This is a genomic window from Actinomadura sp. NPDC023710 (assembly GCF_040639875.1).
GTDB classification, from domain to species: domain Bacteria; phylum Actinomycetota; class Actinomycetes; order Streptosporangiales; family Streptosporangiaceae; genus Spirillospora; species Spirillospora citrea.
The window spans coordinates 1-18,322 of record NZ_JBFAGB010000054.1 but is presented as its reverse complement, the minus strand read 5'-3'; the positions used below and the strand labels follow the sequence as shown (position 1 = coordinate 18,322).

General features: G+C 74.0%; 16 protein-coding genes. 7 read left to right on the top strand and 9 right to left on the bottom strand.

The genetic code is table 11. From position 1 onward, the window contains the following. Positions 1-89: 89 nt before the first annotated feature. The 6 genes from AB0H37_RS39995 to AB0H37_RS39970 form a co-directional block, all read right to left on the bottom strand. Complete coding sequence (locus AB0H37_RS39995) at positions 90-1,397, bottom strand: hypothetical protein (RefSeq protein WP_360617836.1); 1,308 nt, start codon at positions 1,395-1,397, stop codon at positions 90-92. Positions 1,398-1,454: 57 nt separating this feature from the next. Next, complete coding sequence (locus AB0H37_RS39990; RefSeq protein ID WP_329094220.1) at positions 1,455-3,380, bottom strand: serine/threonine-protein kinase; 1,926 nt, start codon at positions 3,378-3,380, stop codon at positions 1,455-1,457. A gap of 48 nt (positions 3,381-3,428) precedes the next feature. Next, the gene (locus AB0H37_RS39985; protein WP_360617835.1) at positions 3,429-4,241 is read right to left on the bottom strand and encodes a serine/threonine-protein kinase; all 813 of its coding nucleotides are present in this window, start codon (positions 4,239-4,241) and stop codon (positions 3,429-3,431) included. 97 nt (positions 4,242-4,338) lie between these two features. Next, the gene (locus AB0H37_RS39980; RefSeq protein WP_329094223.1) at positions 4,339-5,289 is read right to left on the bottom strand and encodes an acyl-ACP desaturase; all 951 of its coding nucleotides are present in this window, start codon (positions 5,287-5,289) and stop codon (positions 4,339-4,341) included. A gap of 171 nt (positions 5,290-5,460) precedes the next feature. Next, entirely contained in the window at positions 5,461-6,228 is a 768-nt protein-coding gene (locus AB0H37_RS39975; protein WP_179833260.1) for an SDR family oxidoreductase, read from the bottom strand. 66 nt (positions 6,229-6,294) lie between these two features. After that, positions 6,295-6,960, bottom strand: a complete 666-nt coding sequence (locus AB0H37_RS39970) for an NAD(P)-binding domain-containing protein (RefSeq protein WP_360617833.1) — start codon at positions 6,958-6,960, stop codon at positions 6,295-6,297. Positions 6,961-7,042: 82 nt separating this feature from the next. On the opposite strand from AB0H37_RS39970, the gene AB0H37_RS39965 reads away from it, so the two are divergent. Further along, the gene (locus AB0H37_RS39965) at positions 7,043-7,414 is read left to right on the top strand and encodes a helix-turn-helix domain-containing protein (protein ID WP_329094228.1); all 372 of its coding nucleotides are present in this window, start codon (positions 7,043-7,045) and stop codon (positions 7,412-7,414) included. Here AB0H37_RS39965 and AB0H37_RS39960 read toward each other — a convergent pair. Next, positions 7,401-8,183, bottom strand: coding sequence for an enoyl-CoA hydratase-related protein (locus tag AB0H37_RS39960; protein WP_179833257.1), 783 nt, complete (start codon positions 8,181-8,183; stop codon positions 7,401-7,403). The genes AB0H37_RS39965 and AB0H37_RS39960 overlap by 14 nt on opposite strands. Before the next feature lie 121 nt (positions 8,184-8,304). Here AB0H37_RS39960 and AB0H37_RS39955 point away from each other — a divergent pair, with 121 nt between their 5' ends. From AB0H37_RS39955 to AB0H37_RS39945, 3 genes are all read left to right on the top strand, one after another. Continuing rightward, positions 8,305-11,304 (top strand): DEAD/DEAH box helicase, encoded by a 3,000-nt coding sequence (locus AB0H37_RS39955; protein WP_360617832.1) that lies wholly within the window; start codon positions 8,305-8,307, stop codon positions 11,302-11,304. Further along, positions 11,305-12,081 (top strand): SWIM zinc finger family protein, encoded by a 777-nt coding sequence (locus tag AB0H37_RS39950; RefSeq protein ID WP_179833255.1) that lies wholly within the window; start codon positions 11,305-11,307, stop codon positions 12,079-12,081. 155 nt (positions 12,082-12,236) lie between these two features. Next, complete coding sequence (locus AB0H37_RS39945) at positions 12,237-12,977, top strand: ATP-binding cassette domain-containing protein (protein ID WP_360617831.1); 741 nt, start codon at positions 12,237-12,239, stop codon at positions 12,975-12,977. A 25-nt stretch (positions 12,978-13,002) separates the two neighbouring features. On the opposite strand, the gene AB0H37_RS39940 is transcribed toward AB0H37_RS39945, so the two are convergent. After that, the gene (locus AB0H37_RS39940; RefSeq protein WP_360617829.1) at positions 13,003-14,172 is read right to left on the bottom strand and encodes a sensor histidine kinase; all 1,170 of its coding nucleotides are present in this window, start codon (positions 14,170-14,172) and stop codon (positions 13,003-13,005) included. A gap of 229 nt (positions 14,173-14,401) precedes the next feature. Here AB0H37_RS39940 and AB0H37_RS39935 point away from each other — a divergent pair, with 229 nt between their 5' ends. After that, positions 14,402-14,662, top strand: coding sequence for a helix-turn-helix transcriptional regulator (locus tag AB0H37_RS39935; RefSeq protein WP_229809839.1), 261 nt, complete (start codon positions 14,402-14,404; stop codon positions 14,660-14,662). Further along, positions 14,659-15,234 (top strand): hypothetical protein, encoded by a 576-nt coding sequence (locus tag AB0H37_RS39930; RefSeq protein WP_360617827.1) that lies wholly within the window; start codon positions 14,659-14,661, stop codon positions 15,232-15,234. Before AB0H37_RS39935 ends, AB0H37_RS39930 begins: the two co-directional genes overlap by 4 nt. Here AB0H37_RS39930 and glgP read toward each other — a convergent pair. Then, positions 15,231-17,828 (bottom strand): alpha-glucan family phosphorylase, encoded by a 2,598-nt coding sequence (glgP, locus tag AB0H37_RS39925; protein ID WP_329094237.1) that lies wholly within the window; start codon positions 17,826-17,828, stop codon positions 15,231-15,233. The two genes, AB0H37_RS39930 and glgP, sit on opposite strands and share 4 nt — an antisense overlap. Positions 17,829-18,183: 355 nt before the next feature. On the opposite strand from glgP, the gene AB0H37_RS39920 reads away from it, so the two are divergent. Further along, on the top strand, positions 18,184-18,322 hold a 139-nt coding region (locus AB0H37_RS39920; RefSeq protein WP_360617855.1), incomplete at its 3' end, for a maltotransferase domain-containing protein.

Here is an 18,322-nt window from a genome sequence, read left to right as displayed (position 1 = left end):
CAAATCCCAGTTCGTGAGACCTTACCCACGTGCCCGGCGGGTTTGCGGTGCATGAGGCGTCCCGAATCGGACGTGGCGGACATCATGCCTCATACCCTGTTGACGGCGTGCTGGAGGCGGTCCATCGAGCTCTCCAGCGTGCGCTGCAGCCCGTAGGTCGGGGAGAAGCTCGGCGTCAGCGTCATCGCGCCGACGCCGACGAGCAGGCACAGCACGCCGAGGCCCACGACCGCGGCCGCGACGGCCCGCGGCCGCCGCGCCACCGGAAGGAACATCCGCTCCAGCTGGCGCCGCGGCGCGCTGACGCCCGGCGCCGTCCACAGCACCGCGGCCCCGGCTCCGGCGCCGAACGCGCAGGCCGTGAGCGAGTCCAGCTTCCCGCCGACCGCCGACGCCGCGGCGAGCCCGAGCGGGACGGCGGCCGTGAACACCGCCGCGTAGGGGACGGTCAGCAGCGTCCGCCCGAACGCCCACGCCCAGCCGCGCGCCGTCGTGCCCGCCACGCGCAGCAGCGTCACCGCGGCCAGCGTCAGGACGAGTCCCGCGATCGGCAGCATGATCACGACGCCGACGCCGGCCACCACCACCATGGCCGCGAGCAGCCGCGCCCAGCCCTGTGTCACCGCCGTCTCGTGCACCGCCGTCTCCCGCGCTCCGGCGGGGGCCGCCGCAGGACCGGGCGCTGCCGGGCCGGTCGGCGGGGCGGGGGCCTCGGGCGCGAGAGCCGCGGCGGCGGGACGTGCACTGGTGGTCGACGTGGCCGGAAGCTTCAGGCGGGACGCCGACTCCGCCAACTCGGCCGCAGACGGGCGGGCCCCCGGGTCCGGGTGGGAGGCGGCCGCCACCAGGGCGCGCAGGTCGGCCGGCAGCGACTCGGCGGGCCCGTCCGGACGGCCGGTGGCGGCGAACGCCACCGTGGCCGCCCATGCGCGGATGTCGTCGCCGGCGTCGGCGCCGGAGGTCAGCGCGAAGTCGACGACGACCGGCGCGTCGTCCACGACCAGGACCGTGCCCGGCCCCAGCTCGCCGTGCGCGAGACCGGTCAGGTGGATGGCGGCGAGTGCCTTGGCCAGCCCGAAGGCCATGCGGCGCAGCGCGTCCCCCGACATCGGCCCCTGCTCGGCGATCCTCTCGGCGAGCGGACGTCCGGGGACGAACCGGAACACCACGTAGGGGCGCGGGCCGGCGGCCTCACCGTCCAGGACGTCCGCCACGTAGGGGCTGAGCACCTCGCGCATCCGCGGGACGTCGGGGGCCGCGCCCGGCGGCAGGAGCCGGATCGCCACGTCGCGGCCGTCGGTGCCCGCGGCGCGGTGGACGTCGCCGGTGCCGCCGCCCAGCCTGGACAGCAGCCGGTACGGACCGATGTGCGCCTGGTGGCTCGTCTCACCGCTCATAATGGGTCGCCACCCTACCGACCGGAGAGGGACCGCGCCCGTCGCCGGAGCCGCGCGTCACGTCCCGGGGATGCTCGCCACGAGGTCGTGGACGTCGGCGCGCACGCTCTCCAGGTCCTGGCTCATCCCGTCCACCGGCGTGGTGTCGGGCGGCTGCCGCTGCGACAGCCCGACCAGCACCGCGGCGAAGATCCCGAGGATGAGCGCGCCGACGAGCGCGGCCTCGGCGCGCGGCAGCACCGCGCCCCAGATGCGGGCGAGCTGGCGGCGGGGCGCGCCGCTGCCCGGCGCGAGGCACAGCAGCCCGATCACCGCCATGGCCGAGTAGGCGATGGCCTTGGACGCGGTCATCTCCGGGTTCGCGAAGATCAGCACACCGAGCAGGATCAGCCCCGCGACACCGCTGAGCGCCGTCCAGAGCACGGTCGACATCAGCGCGCCGGGCAGGTGCAGCGGCGTCCGGAACGCGGCCGCGACCGCGTCGCCCGAGCGCGGGCCCCGCCGCGTCTGCCGGCCCTCCATGCCCTTGGCCGCCTTGTCGCCCATCCGCAGCACGAACACGCCGGCGACGGTGACGCCGAGGGCGAGCAGCGGCGCGATGTTGGCGAACCCGAGCAGCGCCACCAGGACGATGAAGCTGAGCACCCGGTACCAGCCGTAGGGCTTGCGCCGCTCCTTGTCGCGCTCAGCCCCGTCGGCACGGGCCTGGTCGGGACGCTGCCGCGCCTCCGTCTCGTAGGGGCCGCGCTGGAGCGCGCCCTGCGTGGGCTGGTTCGGCGGGGGCCCGTACTGCGGCGGCGGATAACCACCCTGGTAGGGGCCCTGGTCGTAGGGGGCGGGCGGCCCGTAGCCGCGCTGCCCGTACTGCTCCCCCGCCTTGAACGGCGCGGGCCCCGGCGGGGGGACGGGCGGCGGCGCGGCGGGCGGCAGCTGGCCCACGAAGTCCTTCGGCTGCGCCGGAACGGGCGCGGGCGACGGGACGGGCGTGGGCACCGGCATCCCGGGCGACGCCGACGACGTCCCGGACGACGGCGGGTCCTGCGGCGCCGGCATGGAGAACTGCCGGGAGTGGTCGGCGGCCGTCTCCTCCGGCCCCGGCGTGCCCGACGTGCCCAGCACACCGGCCGCACCGGCCGCCGGGTAGTGCCGGTCGACGCGCGTCTGGTCGGTGATGGTGGCCTCGAGATGGATGCGCCGCGTGAGCTGCACCAGGTTGACGGCCGTCGGGCGCTCGGCGGGGTGCCGCGCCATCGCCGACCGCAGCACGGGCAGCATCGCCTCGGGCACGCCGTCCAGGTCGGGCGTGCTCTGCATGATCTTGTAGAAGATCGACTCGAAGGTGCCGGAGCCGAAGGGCGGGCGGCCGGTCGCGGCGTAGGCGACCGTCCCGCCCCAGGCGTGCACGTCCGACGGCGGGCCCGCGTCCTCGCCCTCGATGATCTCCGGGGCGAGGTAGCCGGGGGTGCCGATGACCATGCCGGTCGCGGTCAGCCGGGTCGCGTCGGCGGCCTGCGCGATGCCGAAGTCGATCACGACGGGCTCGCCGTCCACGAGCATCACGTTGCCGGGCTTCATGTCGCGGTGCACGATCCCGGCGCCGTGGATCGCCGACAGCGCCGCGGCCAGCCCCACGCCGAGGCGCTGCAGCGCCGGCCCGTAGATCGGGCCGGACTCCTCGACGATCTCCTCCAGCGTCCGGCCGGGCACGTACTGGGTCACGATGTAGGGCTGGTCGGCGGTCACGTCGGCGTCGAGGATCTCGGCGACGTGCGGGCTGTGCACCCTGCGCATCGAGTCGACCTCGCGGGCCAGCCGGCGACGCGCCGTGGCGTCGCCCGCGACCGCGGGCCGCAGCACCTTGATGGCCACGTTGCGCCCCTCGGGGTCGGCGCCGAGGTAGACGACGCCCATGCCCCCTTCCCCCAGGGTCTGCTGGACGCTGTAGTGGCCGATTCGGTCCCCGGACGTGACAGCTCCCCTCATCGTTTCCGAAACCCTACCCTTGCCCATCCTGCCGGGGGGATCCAGCCATCAGGCCGCCACCACCCCGTCGCCCTCGGCGGCGGCGGCCAGCGCCCCGGCGAACCAGCGCGCGGAGGGACGTTCCGCCGGGTCGCGGCGGAACGCCGCCCGCAGCAGCCCCGCCAGCGGCTCCGGAGCGCCGTCGATGTCGGCCTGGCCGCGCAGGATCCTGAAGCACACCCCGTGCAGCGACCCGCGCCCGAACGGCGGGCGGCCCGTCGCCGCGTAGGCCACGGTCGACGCCCACGAGAACACGTCCGACGCGGTGGTCGCGCGCTCCCCCTCGATCAGCTCGGGCGCCAGGTAGGCGGGCGTCCCCACGACCATGCCGCGCCTGGTGATCTGCTCCGCGCCGGACTCGTGCGCGATGCCGAAGTCGATCAGCGTCGGCCGGTCGCCCAGCACGATGACGTTGCCGGGCGCCACGTCGCGGTGCAGCACGCCCGCAACGTGGACGTCCCCGAGCGCCAGCGCCAGCCGCCGGGCGAACCGGACGAGCCGGTCGCCGCGCATCGGCCCGTACGCCGAGACGAGGTCGTTCAGCGGGCACCCCGGCACGTACTGCATGACCACGTGCGGCCGCCGCGCCGAGATCGCGCCGTCCAGCAGCCGGGCGACGTAGGCGCTGCGCACCCGCGCCTGCGCCTGCATCTCCCGGGCCAGCCGGCTGATCGCCTCCGGCTCCCCCGTGAGCTCCGGAACGAGCTCCTTGACCGCGACCTCCCGGCCGCCGGCGTCCATGGCCAGGTAGACCACCGCCGTGCTCCCCCGGCCGATCTCGTCCAGCAACCGGTACCCGCCCAGTCGCCTGTGCGTCCCCATGCACCCTTTGACGCGAGGAAACGCCCTCCAGGTTCCCGGAATCCACCCGAGTCCGGTTCAGGTCACCCGAACCCGCTCCGGCCGCGGCCGCTCCGGGCTAGCCCTTGCGGGCGGCCTGGCGGGCGCGGCGCTCTTCGCGGCGGGTCTCGAACTTGGTGGCGGAGGCGTCGAGGTGCTCCAGGAACTCGCCGAGCTCCTCGCGGGCCTTCTCGCCGTCGCCCGTCAGGTCGGTGCGGTCGAAGACGCCCCACTTGCGCAGCACCGGGACGAGCACGTCGTCGTGGTGGAGCCGCAGGTCGTAGATGCCGGCGTTGGCGATGACGACCGACTTGCGCAGGAAGCCGTCGATGCTGTGGCCGGGCATCTGGAACGTCGTCACGACATCGGTGATCGCCCGCATCGTCTCGTTCGGGGCGGCCTCCAGCGCGGCGCCCATCAGGTTCCGGTAGAAGATCATGTGGAGGTTCTCGTCGGCGGCGATGCGGGTCATCATCTGCTCGCAGACGGGGTCGCCGGACGCCCTGCCGGTGTTGCGGTGCGAGACGCGGGTCGCGAGCTCCTGGAACGACACGTACGCCGTCCCGTGCAGGAAAGAGTCGCCGTGGTCGGCCTCGTAGCCGGCCTCCATGTGGTGCATGCGGGCGCGCTCCAGCGCGATCGGGTCGACCGCGCGGCTCACGGTGAGGTAGTCGCGCAGGGCGACGCCGTGCCGGTTCTCCTCGGCGGTCCAGCGGTTCACCCACGTGCCCCAGGCGCCCTCGCGGCCGAAGACGGTGGCGATCGCGCGGTGGTAGCCGGGCAGGTTGTCCTCGGTGAGGAGGTTGACGATCAGCGAGTCGCGCGCCTCGGGTGTCACCTTCGACTGCTCGATCGACCACGGCTCGCCGCCCAGCGGCCCGTCGAAGTCGCGGCCCTCGCTCCACGGCACGTACTGGTGCGGGAACCATTCCTTGGCCGTCGACAGGTGCCGGTTCAGCTCCTGCTCGACCACCGGCTCGAGGTCGAGCATGAGGCCGGTCTGGGACTTCTCTTCGGGGGTCAGGGACATGTGCTTCCTTCGCTGGACGAGGTCCTTGTGCAGCCGCCCAGCAGGCCGTTCACAACCTACTCAAGCGTAGGTTCGATCGTCGCGAGAAAGCGCGAGCCCCGTCAAGTCAGCACCGCGACAAGCAACGCGCGGGAACTTTTGTAGATCCGCGCGAAAGGGTGTGACGTCTTGTCACCGCGTGTCGGCGGCCTGTTGCCACATGCGGTTCGCGGCCGCCCTGAGGAGCGGTCTCGGAACGAGGCGGAGCGCCGGGAGCGCCGCCTTGTACTGCATGCCGGGGACGCACAGCGCGCGCCCGGTCGCCACAGCCTCCAGCCCCGCCCGCGCCACGTCCTCGCGCCGCAGCCAGAGGAGGTTGGCCGGGACGTCGTCGTCGGTGCGGGTGAACCCGGGGCACAGAGCCGTCACGTGGACGCCCTTGCCCGCGACCTCCGAGTGCAGGCTCTCCGAGAACGACGCCACGTACGCCTTCGTCGCCCCGTAGGTCGCGCTGCCGGGCGAGGGCGCGAACCCCGCCATCGACGCGACGTTCAGCACCCCGCCCCGGCCGCGCGCGATCATCCCGGGCAGGGCGGCGTGGGCGAGCCGCACGAGGGCGGCCACGTTCAGCTCGATCTGCGCCAGGTGGTCGTCCAGCGGCAGTTCCGCGAACGCTCCAAAAGCGCCGTACCCGGCATTGTTGACCAGCAGCTCGACCGGCTCGGTGCGCAGCCGCCCCTCGACCTCGGCGCGCTGCGCGGGATCGGTGAGGTCGGCGGCCAGGACCTCCACGGCGACCCGGTACCGTTCGACGAGTTCGCGGGCCAGCCCGTCCAGCCGCTCGCTCCGGCGGGCCACGATCACCAGGTCGGTGCCGCGGGCGGCCAGGAGGCGGGCGAAGCTCTCGCCGATACCGCTGGACGCCCCCGTCACGAGCGCGGTACGGAACGCATGTCGCATGGCGGCAGATGCTAGCGGCGGTTCTTCGCGCACCCCCACAGGACGCCCAAAAACACAAATAACGTTTCAGCCCGCGAGCTCGGAGGTACGCGCCGGGTCGCCCCCAGCGTACTCGGGGGGCGGCAGCATCGCGGACGGATCCTCGCCCGCCACCCACAGGCCCACCAGGAACGCGGTCGCGGCCTCCAGCAGCCCGGCCCTCTCCAGGCTTCCGCCGTCCATCGGCACGCAGCCGAGGTCGCCCACCAGGCCCCGCACCACGGCGAGGGCCTCCTCGTCGTCCCCGCACAGCGGGACGCCGAGGGGACGCCCCGCGAACGCCGGGGGCGTCATCCGCCACACGCTCTCGTGGCAGGTGGAGAAGGCCTTGACGACCCGCGCGCCGGTGGCGTCGGCGATCCGCCGCGCCGCGGACGGGCCGCCCGCCGTCTTGAGCCGCTCGAACGGCGGCTCCATCGGGTTGGTGCAGTCGATCAGCACGCGCCCTTCCAGCGGCCCCGCCGCGCGCAGGACGTCCTGGACGCCCTCGTGCCAGACGGCGAGGAGCACCGCGTCGCCGAACTCCGCCGCCTCCCGCAACGTGCCGCCGGCCGCGCCGTGCCCGATCCGGCCGGCCAGCGCGACCGCCTTCGCGGGCGTCCGCGCCCCGATCCGCACCTGGTGTCCCTTGCGCGCCCACTGCGTGGCGAGCGCGTCCGCCATGGCGCCCGCGCCGAGCACTCCGATCCGCATGACATCCTCCCGTTCGTTTACCGTCGGTCGGGACGTTAGGCGGTCCGTTCCGCACCATCCGGTGCGTATCGGAAGAGGCAGGATGGCGGGCGAACCCATGGACGAGTACGAGTACATCGCCGACTGCCGGACGCGGCTCGGCCTCGACCTGCTGTCCGGCACGTGGACGGGCGTCGTGCTGTGGACGCTGCAACACGGCCCGCTACGTCCGGGTGACATGCGGGCGCAGATCGGCGGCATCAGCCACAAGGTGCTGACCGAGACGCTCCGCCGCCTCGAACGCGACGGCCTGGTCGCCCGCCGCCGCTACGCCGAGGCGCCCCCGCGCGTCGAGTACGAGCTGACCCCGCCGGGGCGCGGGATGCTCGAACCCCTCGCCGCCCTCGGCCGCTGGACCGAGCGCTACGCCGAGGAGGTGCTCGACACGCGGGACCGCGCGCTCAGCGACCGGTGAACGTCGCCTTGCCGGGCCCCTCCTCCAGGAAGCTCTTCATCCCGCTCGCCTGGTCCTCGGTGGCGAACAGCGCCGCGAACTGCGTCCGCTCGATCTCCAGCCCGGTGTCGAGGTCGGCCTCGAGCCCCCGGTCGATGGCCTGCTTGGCGGCGCGCAGCGCGATCGCGGGACCGCCGACGAACACCGCCGCCCACTCCTTGGCGGCGGCGTAAACGGCGTCGTCCGCGACGACCCGGTCCACCAGGCCGATCGCGAGGGCCTCGTCCGCCGCGACGTGCCGTCCCGAGAAGATCAGGTCCTTCGCCCTGGACGGCCCGACCAGCCGGGCCAGCCGCTGCGTGCCGCCCGCGCCGGGGATGATGCCGAGCTGGATCTCCGGCTGCCCGACCTTCGCGCCCTCGCCCGCGACGCGGAAGTCGGCGGTCAGCGCCACCTCCAGCCCGCCGCCGAGCGCGTACCCGGTGATCGCGGCGATGACCGGCTTGGGGATCGCGGCGAGCGCCTTGGCGAAGTCCTGCAGCAGCCGCGAGTGGCCCGCGGACATCTCCGCGTACGACATCGGGGCCATCTCCTTGATGTCCGCGCCCGCCGCGAACACCCGCTCGCCCCCGTACAGCACGACCGCGCCGACCGCCTCGTCCTGCGTGACCTGGCGGGCCGCGTCGATCAGCTCCCGCTGCATCTGCGCGTTCAGGGCGTTCATCTTCGGCCGGTCGAGCCTGATCGTCGCGATCCCGTCCTCGACCTCGACCCGTACGAACTCGCCCACGGCGACCCTCCCAGTGTGACTCGGTGGCGGACGCCCCGAGCCTAGCCAGCGAGCCTGAGTGACGGCTGTCAGGAACCGTGAAGCATGGTGGCGTCCGAGGCGGCTGGTAGCTTCGGGGACCATGCTCGTCGCCCACGCCACCTGGCATGGCGGTGCGCTCTGCCTGTGGGCCGAACGCACCGGCCCGTACGAGCCCTCCCCGGACGTCCACCCCTTCGCGACCTGCGACTTCACCGGCACGTCCTACGAGCCGCTCCTGCGCGCCGCGTTCCGCGTCGAGCTGGCCATGTCGCTGCCCACCGCGGGCGACCATCCGCTTCCGTCGGCGGAGCTGGGCCCCGAACCGGTGCGGGACGAGCCCGAGCTGCGCACGTGGCGGGTCCCGGCCCTGGTCCTCGCGCCGTTCCCCGCGATGGCGCTGCTCGAGGCGGCCGAGCACAGCGCCGACGTCATCGCGGGCACCGACCTGCGCTTCCTGTGCATGCTCGCGGACGAGGCGGTGCACCTCGCCGGGCGCGGCCACGTCCTGCCCGCCCTGCTGCGCGAGGACGGCGACCTCGTGGCCCGCTGGCGGCCGGTGATCGACGACCCGGCGCGGTTCCGCGCGCTGGCCCGCGCCATGCCCGCCGCCTGCCGCGCGGCGGGCGGCGGGCGCCCCGCCGCCGAGGTCCTGCGCGAGGCGCTGTCGGCCCTGGTCGACACGGCCGTGCGGGGCGTGGTGCCGCATCCGCTGCTGGTGTCGCGGCGCAAGGAGCCCGACCGGCTGCCGCTCGCCGAACGCTGGGTGATGGCGCTGACCGGCCCCTCCCCCGAGGTCGCCCGCGAGCCCCGCGACGACCCCGACGACCTGATCGCGGAACTGGACGCGTGGGCCGCCGCCGCGCGCCGCCCGTCCGGCCCGCTGCGCGTCTGCTTCCGCCTCGCCGAACCCGGCGCCGAGGAGTTCGAGGAGGACGCCGAGCCCCGCGAAGGCGACTCCTGGCGGGTCGAGTTCGCCCTCCAGGGCACCGACGACCCGAGCCTCTACGTCCCCGCCGCGCTGGTCTGGGAGGGCGAGGCCACCTCGATCCCGCAGGCCGAAGAGACCCTCCTCGCCGGCCTCGGCCGCGCCCTGCGCCTCTTCCCCGACCTGGCGCCCGCCCTGGACGGCCCCGCGCCGGGCGAACTCCTCCTCGACACGGCGGGCGCGTTCCGCTTCCTCCGCCAGGCGGCCCCGATGCTCGCCGCCGCGGGCTTCGGGGTCCTGCTCCCCCAGTGGGCGGGCAAGGCGAAGCTCGGCATGAAGCTCACCGCCCGCAACGAGGACCCGGAGGCGTCAGCGGGGGCGGCGGCGCCCTCCGGCTTCGATCTGAAGTCGATGGTCGACTTCCGCTGGGACCTCGCCATCGGCGACGCGAGCGTCGACGAGGCCGAACTGGAGGAGCTGGCCCGGCTGAAGACCCCGCTCGTCCGCCTGCGCGGCCAGTGGGTGGAGCTGGACGAGCACCAACTGGAGGCCGCCCTCGACTTCCTGCGGCACCCGCGCCGCGGCCGCATGACCGCCGCCGAGGCGATCCGCGCGATCGTGCACGCCGGCGACGACGCCCTCCCCCTGACCGAGGTGGACGCCACCGGCCCCCTCGGCGACCTCCTCTCCGGCGAAGCCGACCGCCGCCTCGCCCCCCTGCGCACCCCCGAGGACCTGGACGCCGAGCTGCGGCCCTACCAGGAGCGCGGGCTCGCCTGGCTGGCGTTCATGAACGACCTCGGCCTGGGCGCCCTTCTCGCGGACGACATGGGCCTCGGTAAAACGATTTCGGTGCTCTCACTGCTCGTTCACGAACGAAAAGATGGTTCTACAGCCTCCCCGACGCTGGCCATCCTCCCGATGTCGCTGGTGGGGAACTGGCAGCGGGAGGCGGCTCGGTTCACGCCCAAGCTGCGCGTTTACGTCCACCACGGGACGGGACGGCGCCGCGGCGAGGGCCTCGCCGAGGCGGTCGCGGGCGCCGACCTGGTGCTGACCACCTACGGGACGGCCGCGCGGGACGCCGAGATGCTGGCGGCCATCGACTGGGAGCGGGTCATCTGCGACGAGGCGCAGGCGCTCAAGAACAGCGGGACGCGGCAGGCCCGGGCGGTGCGGAGCATCCCGGCGCGGAGCCGGATCGCGCTCACCGGCACGCCGGTGGAGAACCACCTGACCGAGCTGTGGTCGATCATGGAGTTCGCGAACCCGGGGCTGCTCGGGCCGCGGAGCGCGTTCCGGCAGCGGTTCGCGATCCCGATCGAGCGGGAGGGCGACGAGCAGGCGGCGCTGGCGCTCAGGCGGGCGACGCAGCCGTTCATCCTGCGCCGCCTCAAGACCGACAAGTCGATCATCTCGGACCTGCCGGAGAAGCAGGAGATCAAGGTCTACTGCAACCTGACGACCGAGCAGGCGTCGCTCTACCAGGCGACCGTGGACGACATGCTCCAGCGGATCGCCGAGGCGGAGGAGGCCGAGCGGCGGGGGCTGGTGCTGGCGACGATGGCCAAGCTCAAGCAGGTCTGCAACCATCCGGCGCACCTGCTCAAGGACGGCTCGCGCCTGCCCGGCCGGTCGGGCAAGCTCGAACGGCTGGAGGAGATCTGCGCCGAGGTGCTGGAGCAGGGCGAGAAGGCGCTCGTCTTCACCCAGTACGCCGAGTTCGGGTCGATGCTCCAGCCCTACCTGGCGGCGCGGCTCGAACGGCCGGTGCTGTGGCTGCACGGCGGGACGTCCAAGCAGGGGCGGGACGACCTCGTCCAGCGGTTCCAGGAGGACACCGAGCCCGCGATCTTCCTGCTGTCCCTCAAGGCCGCCGGGACGGGCCTGACGCTGACCGCCGCCAACCACGTCGTGCACGTGGACCGCTGGTGGAACCCGGCCGTGGAGGACCAGGCCACCGACCGGGCGTTCCGCATCGGGCAGACCCGCAACGTCCAGGTCCGCAAGTTCGTCTGCGTCGGGACGATGGAGGAGCGCGTCGACGAGATGATCGAACGCAAGAAGGCCCTGGCCGACTCGATCGTCGGCACCGGCGAGGACTGGCTGACCGAGCTGTCGGTCGCCGAGCTGCGCGACGTCCTGCGGCTGTCGCCGGAGGCGGTGAGCGACTAGGTGGACGAGGGCATCAGGGCGCGCACCCGGCGGGGCTCGATCGGGGCGCAGTGGTGGTCGCGGCGCTTCATCGACCTGGTGGAGTCGTTCGCCGACGCCGGGCGCCTCCAGCGGGGACGCGCCTACGCGCGCAAGGGCAACGTGTTCGACCTGCGGGTGGAGGCGTACGAGGTCACCGCGAAGGTGCGGGGCTCGGCACCGGAGCCGTACGAGGTGGCGCTCGGCATCGAGGCGATCGACGAGGACGGCTGGCGCGCGGTGGAGGCGGAGCTGGCGTCCCGCGCGCTGTTCCGGGCCCGGCTGCTGGCCGGGGAGATGCCGCCGGAGATCGAGTGGGTGTTCGCCGAGCTGGGGCTCGCGCTGTTCCCGGACTCGGCGTCCGACCTGCACCTGATGTGCGACTGCCCCGACTGGGGCGACCCGTGCAAGCACGCCGCCGCCGTCCTGTACCTGCTGGCCGAGGCGTTCGACGACGACCCGTTCCTCATCCTCCAGTGGAACGGCCGGCGCCGGGACCAGCTGCTCGGCGCGTTGCGGCGCGCCACCGAGACCGAGCCCGATCCGCTGGAGATGCGGGAGGAGCCGCTCACCGCCGCCGGGTTCTGGACGCCGCCGTCCGGGCTGGCCCGGCTCCGCGAGCGCCCGCCCGCGCCGCCCGTCCCGCCGGGGTTCGTGCTCCAGGTCGCCGCGCCTCCGCCGGTCCGCGTCCGGCGTCGCGCGCTGACGGACGTGCTGGCGCCCGTCTACGAGGCGCTCGCCGGGCAGGACGAGGATTGAACCGGAGTCTGCGGCGGCGTCCTCCGGGCCGCGGATGATCTTACGGAATGCGAACGCCGGCGCGGCGCGGCCGCCTGCCGGAGGGATCGCTCCGTAGCCTCCTGCCATGGGGCGCCGTGAGAGGGCGGGCCCGCATCATGGGGGAGTGACGAGGGATGAGCGGAATCGTCGTGGAGGCGCGGGAGCTGCGCGTCCGCTGCGGCGCCCAGACGGTCGGGGACTTCTCGTTCGAGGTGCCGGAGGGCGAGGTCTACGCGCTGCTCGGCCACGCGGGGTCGGGCAAGACCCTGCTGCTGGAGGCGCTGGCAGGCCTCCGCCGCCTCTGCGGCGGCGCGGTGCGCGTCAGGGGCATCGACCCGTACGCGGCGCGGGAGGGGCTGCGGATCGGCACGGTGTGGCGGGACGGCGGGCTGTTCCCCGGCCTCACCGTCTTCGAGATCGTCGCGGGCCGGCACCGCTGGACGCTGGACCCGCTGGCGGCGGACGAGGTGCTCGCGCTGACCGGCCTGGAGGAGTCCGCCGGGACGCGGTTCGAGCGGCTGACGGCCGGGGAGCGCCGGCGGCTCGACCTGGCGCTGGCGCTGCTGGACCGCTCGGATGTGCTCTTCCTGGACGAGCCCACGTCCGGCCTCGACAGTGGAACGATCCATCGAATGTGGACGGCACTGCGCCGGATCGCCGCGTCCGGCACGACGGTCCTGCTGACCACGCGCGACGCGGCCGAGGCTCGCCGCGCCGACGGCGTCGGCGTCGTCGACCGGGCGCGGCCCGTGGCACCGGGCGGCGGGACCGGCATGATCCCGATCAGCGGGCCCGCCCCGTCCGGCGGTTCCGGCGCCGCTCGGTTCTGGTCTCAGGCGGCCGCGAGCCGAGCTCCGAGCTCCGAGGCCGTGTAGCTTCCGAGGCCGTGCGGCCGGCGGGCTAGAGCGGCAGGCGGGCGCGGACGGTGAAGCCGCCGTCCGGGCCGGGCCCGGCGACGAGGCCGCCGCCGAGCGCCTCGGCGCGCTCCCGCATCCCGCGGATGCCGCTGCCGTCGGCCGACGGCGTGCCGGATCCGGGCCTCCCGTCGTCCTCGACGCTGACGACGACGCCGTCGGCCTCGTAGCGGACGCGGACGACGGCGGACGCCGCGCCTGAGTGCCGGGTGACGTTGGTGAGCGCCTCCTGGACGATCCGGAACGCGGCGAGGTCGGTCTCGGCGGGCAGCGGGCGCGGCTCGCCCTCCGCCTCGGTGCGGATCTCCAGCCCGGCCGCCGCGAGGCCCCGGGTCAGCTCGTCCAGGCGGGCGAGGCCGGGGGCGGGCGCGACCGGGGCGGCCTCGTCGACCTGCCGCAGGACGCCGAGCGTGGCGCGCATCTCCCGTAGCACGTCCTTGCTGGCCTGCTTGATCGCGGTGAGGGCGTCCTCGGCGCGCTGCGGCTCGCGGCGCAGGCCGTGCAGCGCGGCGGTGGCCTGCACGTTGATGAGCGAGATGTTGTGGCCGAGGACGTCGTGCAGCTCGCGGGCGATGCGCAGCCGCTCCTCGATGGCGCGGCGGCGGGCCTCGGCCTCGCGGCCGCGCTCGGCGACGCGGGCGCGCTCCTGCGCCTCGCGCAGGTAGGCCCGGCGGTTGCGGACGACGCCGCCGATGGCGACGACCGCGACGAACCAGCCGATGAGCAGGAAGCCGGCGGCGTCGGCGAGGTGGTTGACGTCGTCGCGGCGGTCGGCGGCCACGGTCCCGGCCACCGCGATCCCCGCGAGGACGGCGGCCGCGGTGAGGTGGCCCTCGGCCGCCGCCGTGTAGAGGGCGATGACGAAGGTGAGCACGACCGGGCCGTCCGGCTCGGTGACCGGGTAGTAGACGGCGCAGGCGGCGAGCGTGACGGCGGCGACCGCGACGGGCCGGCTCCGGCGCAGGTACAGCGCCCCGCAGGCGACCGCGAGCAGCGCCCAGCTGTAGAGGGGCATCCGTGAGGGCGGGCCCGTGTGGATCGACACGAGGGTCATCGCGGCCAGGACGGCGAAGGCCCCGCCGGCCAGTGCGGCGTCCGCGGTGCGGCCGGTCGGCAGCCACGGGACCGGCCGCGCGTCGCGGTTGGCAAGTCGCACGTGTCCATCCTGCCAGGATCCGTCCACTTGCACATCCGATACGGGATGTAGTACTTCTACTATTAACAGATGCAGTAATACGGCGATCCGTTGAAGGACCCGTACAGGGGGTGCGCATGAGCGAGCCGGTGATCCGCGCGCGGGACGTGCGGATGCGCTACGGCCGCGCGGAGGTGCTGCGCGGCGTGAACCCGACGACGACCGTCGGGTTCCTCGAAGGGTGCGGGCCGTGATCCGCAAGACTGTCCCGGTGTCCGCCGAGAAGGAGACCGTCTACAACCGGATCCCGGTGCTGAGGGCGGAACGCGGCGTCTCGCGCCGCGACCTCGCCGCCGCACTGGGGGTGCACTACCAGACGGTCGGTTACCTGGAACGGGGCGAGTACAGCCCCAGCCTGCACCTCGCCCTCCGCATCGCCGAGTACTTCGAGGTGCCCGTCGAAGTCGTCTTCTCCCTCAAGCCGTTCCCCAGAATCGGAGACACGCCATGACCAACCGCACGGCCGGGTGGCTGGAGCGGTCCCGCGGCAAGCGCGCGGACCGTCTCGCCGCCCTCGACGAGAAGCTTGAGCAGAGGATGCCCGCCCGCTACGGGCGCCGCCGCCCGCGCCGGGTGCTGGCCGGGACGGGCGCGGTCATGCTCGGCCTGTTCTGGGTGGACGCCGCGGTGTCCTGGGCGCTGGCCCCCAGCGACACCGCGATGATCGTCAACTTCGTGATCCTCGGCGTCCTGGTGGTGGGCGGGATCCCGCTGGCCGGCCAGCTGATCGCGGTGACCCGGGGCCTGACGTCCAAGCGGGAGCGGGAGCTGGACGAGCGGCAGCTCACGGCGCGGCTCCGCGCGTTCGCGACGGCGCACCGGGCCACCACGGTCGTCATGGTCGCCGTGCTGGTGGCGGCGATGATCGCCGACCGGGACGGCCGCGAGTCGCAGATCCCGGGTGCCGCGCTCTTCCTGATCCTGTTCGCGCTGCTGGCGACGCACGCGCTGCTCCCCCTCGTCGTCGCGGCCTGGCAGACGCCCGACCCGCCGCCCGCCGACGACGAGGGGGAGGTCGGCTAGCGCAGGTCGCCGTTCGTCATGCCCTGCGGCGCGGGCGGCAGCGCGACGAGGCCCATCTCGGCCCGGGTGGACAGCAGCGGGTGGCTCGGCACCACCCGCACGCTGTAGCCGAACGCGCCGCTGCGGCCGAGCGGGACCTCGCCGGCGTAGCGGCGCCGCCCGTTCTCGGCCGGGCCGCCGTCCTCCAGCTCCAGGTAGGACGGGTCGACGAGCGCGTCGGCGTCGTCCACCCGGCCGTAGGCGACCTCGACGGCGACGTCCTCGGGGGCGAGCCCGTCGAGGTCCACCACGACGCGGACCGTCAGCCGCGCGCCGACCTGGGGGCTCTCCTCCCCGGTGGACTCGACGTGCTCGACGGCGACCCGCGGCCACGCCGAGCGGACCTGGCGCTTCCAGGCCGCCAGCTCGCGGGCGCCCGCGAACTTGTCGGCGACCATCGAGCGCTCCGACACGGCGGCCGGGGTGTACAGGTCGTCGACGTAGTCGCGCAGCATCCGGGACGCGAGGACCTTCGGGCCGAGGGTGGCGATGGTGTGCTTGACCATCTCCAGCCAGCGGCGCGGCATCCCGGCCGAGTCGCGGTCGTAGAACGTGACGGACACGTGGTCCTCGATCAGCTCGTACAGGGCGGCGGCCTCCAGCTCGTCGCGCCGGTCGGGGCTGGCGAGGCCGTCGGCGGAGGGGATCGCCCAGCCGTTCTGGCCGTCGTACCACTCGTCCCACCAGCCGTCGCGGATCGACAGGTTCAGCCCGCCGTTCAGCGCCGCCTTCATCCCGGACGTGCCGCACGCCTCCAGCGGGCGCAGCGGGTTGTTCATCCACACGTCGCAGCCCTGGACCATGAGCTGCCCGAGCGCCATGTCGTAGTCGGGCAGGAACACGATCCGGTGCCGGACGTCCTCGGACCCGGTGAACCGGACGATCTCCTGGATGAGCCGCTTGCCGCCCTCGTCGGCCGGGTGCGCCTTCCCGGCGATGACGATCTGCACGGGCCGGTCGGGGTCCAGCAGGATCGCGCGGAGCCGGTCCGGGTCGCTCATCATCAGCGTGAGCCGCTTGTAGGACGGGACGCGCCGCGCGAACCCGATCGTGAGGGCGTCGGGGTCGAGGGCGTCGTCGATCCAGGAGGTCTCGGCCTCGCTGGCGCCGCGCTGCCGCCACGACTCGCGCAGCCGGCGGCGCGCGTCCATCACGAGGCGGCGGCGCAGCAGATTCCGCATCCGCCAGATCTCCGGCTCGGGGACGTCGCGGACCGCCTCCCAGCCGCGCCCGGACTCCATCACCGACGGCAGCTCCCGGGCGGTGAACTCCAGGACCTCGCGCGCGACCCAGGTACCCGCGTGCACGCCGTTGGTGATCGACCCGACGGGGACCTCGGCGGTGTCGAACCCGCCCCACAGCCCGCCGAACATCTGCCGGCTGACCTCGCCGTGCAGCCGGCTGACGCCGTTCACGCGCTGCGCCAGGCGCATTCCCATCACGGCCATGTTGAACACGGTGCGGTCGCCGCCGGGGTAGTCCTCGGCGCCGAGCGCGAGGATCCGGTCGACGGGGACCTGCTCCTCCTCGTTCGCGCCGCCGAAGTAGCGGGCGATCAGCTCGCGGGGGAAGCGGTCGATACCGGCCGGGACGGGCGTGTGGGTGGTGAAGACCGTGCCCGCCCGGACCGCCTCCAGCGCCTCGTCGAAGGTCAGGCCCTCCTCCTCGGCCAGCTCGCGGATGCGCTCCAGGCCGAGGAACCCGGCGTGGCCCTCGTTGGTGTGGAACACCTCCGGCGCCGGGTGCCCGGTGATGCGGCAGTACGCGCGGATGGCCCGCACGCCGCCGATGCCGAGCAGCATCTCCTGGAGGAGGCGGTGGTCGCCGCCGCCCCCGTACAGCCGGTCGGTGACGTCCCGGGCCGCCTGGTCGTTCTCCTCGACGTCGGAGTCGAGGAGCAGCTGCGGGACGCGGCCGACCCGCGCGATCCACACCTGCGCGTGCAGGCCGCCGCCCTTGGGCAGGCCGATGACGACGCGAACCGGCGTCCCGTCCCGCTCCCGCAGGAGGGTGAGGGGCAGCCCGTTGGGGTCGATCGGGGGGTAGCGCTCCAGCTGCCAGCCGTCCGGCGACAGCGACTGGGAGAAGTAGCCGTGCCGGTAGAGGAGCCCGACCCCGAGGATGGGGACGCCGAGGTCGCTGGCGGTCTTCAGGTGGTCGCCCGCGAGGATGCCGAGGCCCCCGGAGTACTGCGGGAGCGCGGCGGTGATCCCGTACTCGGGTGAGAAGTAGGCGATGCTCACCGGGGAGTCCCCCGGCCGCGACTGGTACCAGCGCGGCGCCGTCAGGTACTCGTGCAGGTCTTCGGCGGTGTCCTGGAGGCGTCGCAAGAACCGCCGGTCCTCGGCCAGCCGCGCGAGCCGCTCGGGGGCGACCTCGCCGAGCAGCCGGACCGGATCGTGGTGGACGGCCTTCCAGAGCGCAGGGTCCACGTCGCGGAAGAGGTCGAGCGTCTCGTGGTGCCACGACCAGCGCAGGTTGAGGACCAGCTCCTCGAGCTGCCTGAGGGGCTCGGGAAGGACGGTGCGTACCGTGAAACGTCGGATTGCCTTCACGCAACATCACGCTATGCGCTTCGGGGGCATGGGCGCGACGGCGGGGACCACACCGTCACCTCGCGGACCGATCGGCCCGGCGGAGGCGGGAATCCCCGGAACCCCTTCCCTACAGGGGCTCGCGTCCCGTCCCAGGCGGCCGTCACCTGGATGGGCCCCCTGGTCGCGGCCGACCGTTTGCCCAAACTCGACCTTCCCAAGACCGGCGCTGCGCGGCCGGGGCCGGCCATCGGCCGGGCCGCACACCACCGGCGGGTCATCGGTCGAGCGCGGAAATCATTCGAAGCTACTCGGCGGTAGAGGCCGGGTTCCGGGCATGGACGTTTTGGATCTCTCGAGAGGGTAGGGGTGGCACATGCACGTGGAGTCCGGAACGTCCAGTATGCCCGGCATTCCGAGGCTCGGCCGCATTCCCATCGTCGACGTGGCGCCGGTGGTGGGGTGCGGCCGGTGGCCGGCGAAGGCGGTGGTGGGCGAGACGGTCGAGGTGTCGG

Coding starts and splice junctions, on each gene's coding strand:
- AB0H37_RS39975 (WP_179833260.1), bottom strand. CDS start 6,228: ATGCGACATGCGTTCCGTACCGCGCTCGTGACGGGGGCGTCCAGCGGT.
- AB0H37_RS39985 (WP_360617835.1), bottom strand. CDS start 4,241: ATGGGGACGCACAGGCGACTGGGCGGGTACCGGTTGCTGGACGAGATC.
- AB0H37_RS39965 (WP_329094228.1), top strand. CDS start 7,043: ATGGCGGGCGAACCCATGGACGAGTACGAGTACATCGCCGACTGCCGG.
- AB0H37_RS39990 (WP_329094220.1), bottom strand. CDS start 3,380: ATGAGGGGAGCTGTCACGTCCGGGGACCGAATCGGCCACTACAGCGTC.
- AB0H37_RS39970 (WP_360617833.1), bottom strand. CDS start 6,960: ATGCGGATCGGAGTGCTCGGCGCGGGCGCCATGGCGGACGCGCTCGCC.
- AB0H37_RS39945 (WP_360617831.1), top strand. CDS start 12,237: ATGAGCGGAATCGTCGTGGAGGCGCGGGAGCTGCGCGTCCGCTGCGGC.
- AB0H37_RS39995 (WP_360617836.1), bottom strand. CDS start 1,397: ATGAGCGGTGAGACGAGCCACCAGGCGCACATCGGTCCGTACCGGCTG.
- AB0H37_RS39980 (WP_329094223.1), bottom strand. CDS start 5,289: ATGTCCCTGACCCCCGAAGAGAAGTCCCAGACCGGCCTCATGCTCGAC.
- AB0H37_RS39930 (WP_360617827.1), top strand. CDS start 14,659: ATGACCAACCGCACGGCCGGGTGGCTGGAGCGGTCCCGCGGCAAGCGC.
- AB0H37_RS39955 (WP_360617832.1), top strand. CDS start 8,305: ATGCTCGTCGCCCACGCCACCTGGCATGGCGGTGCGCTCTGCCTGTGG.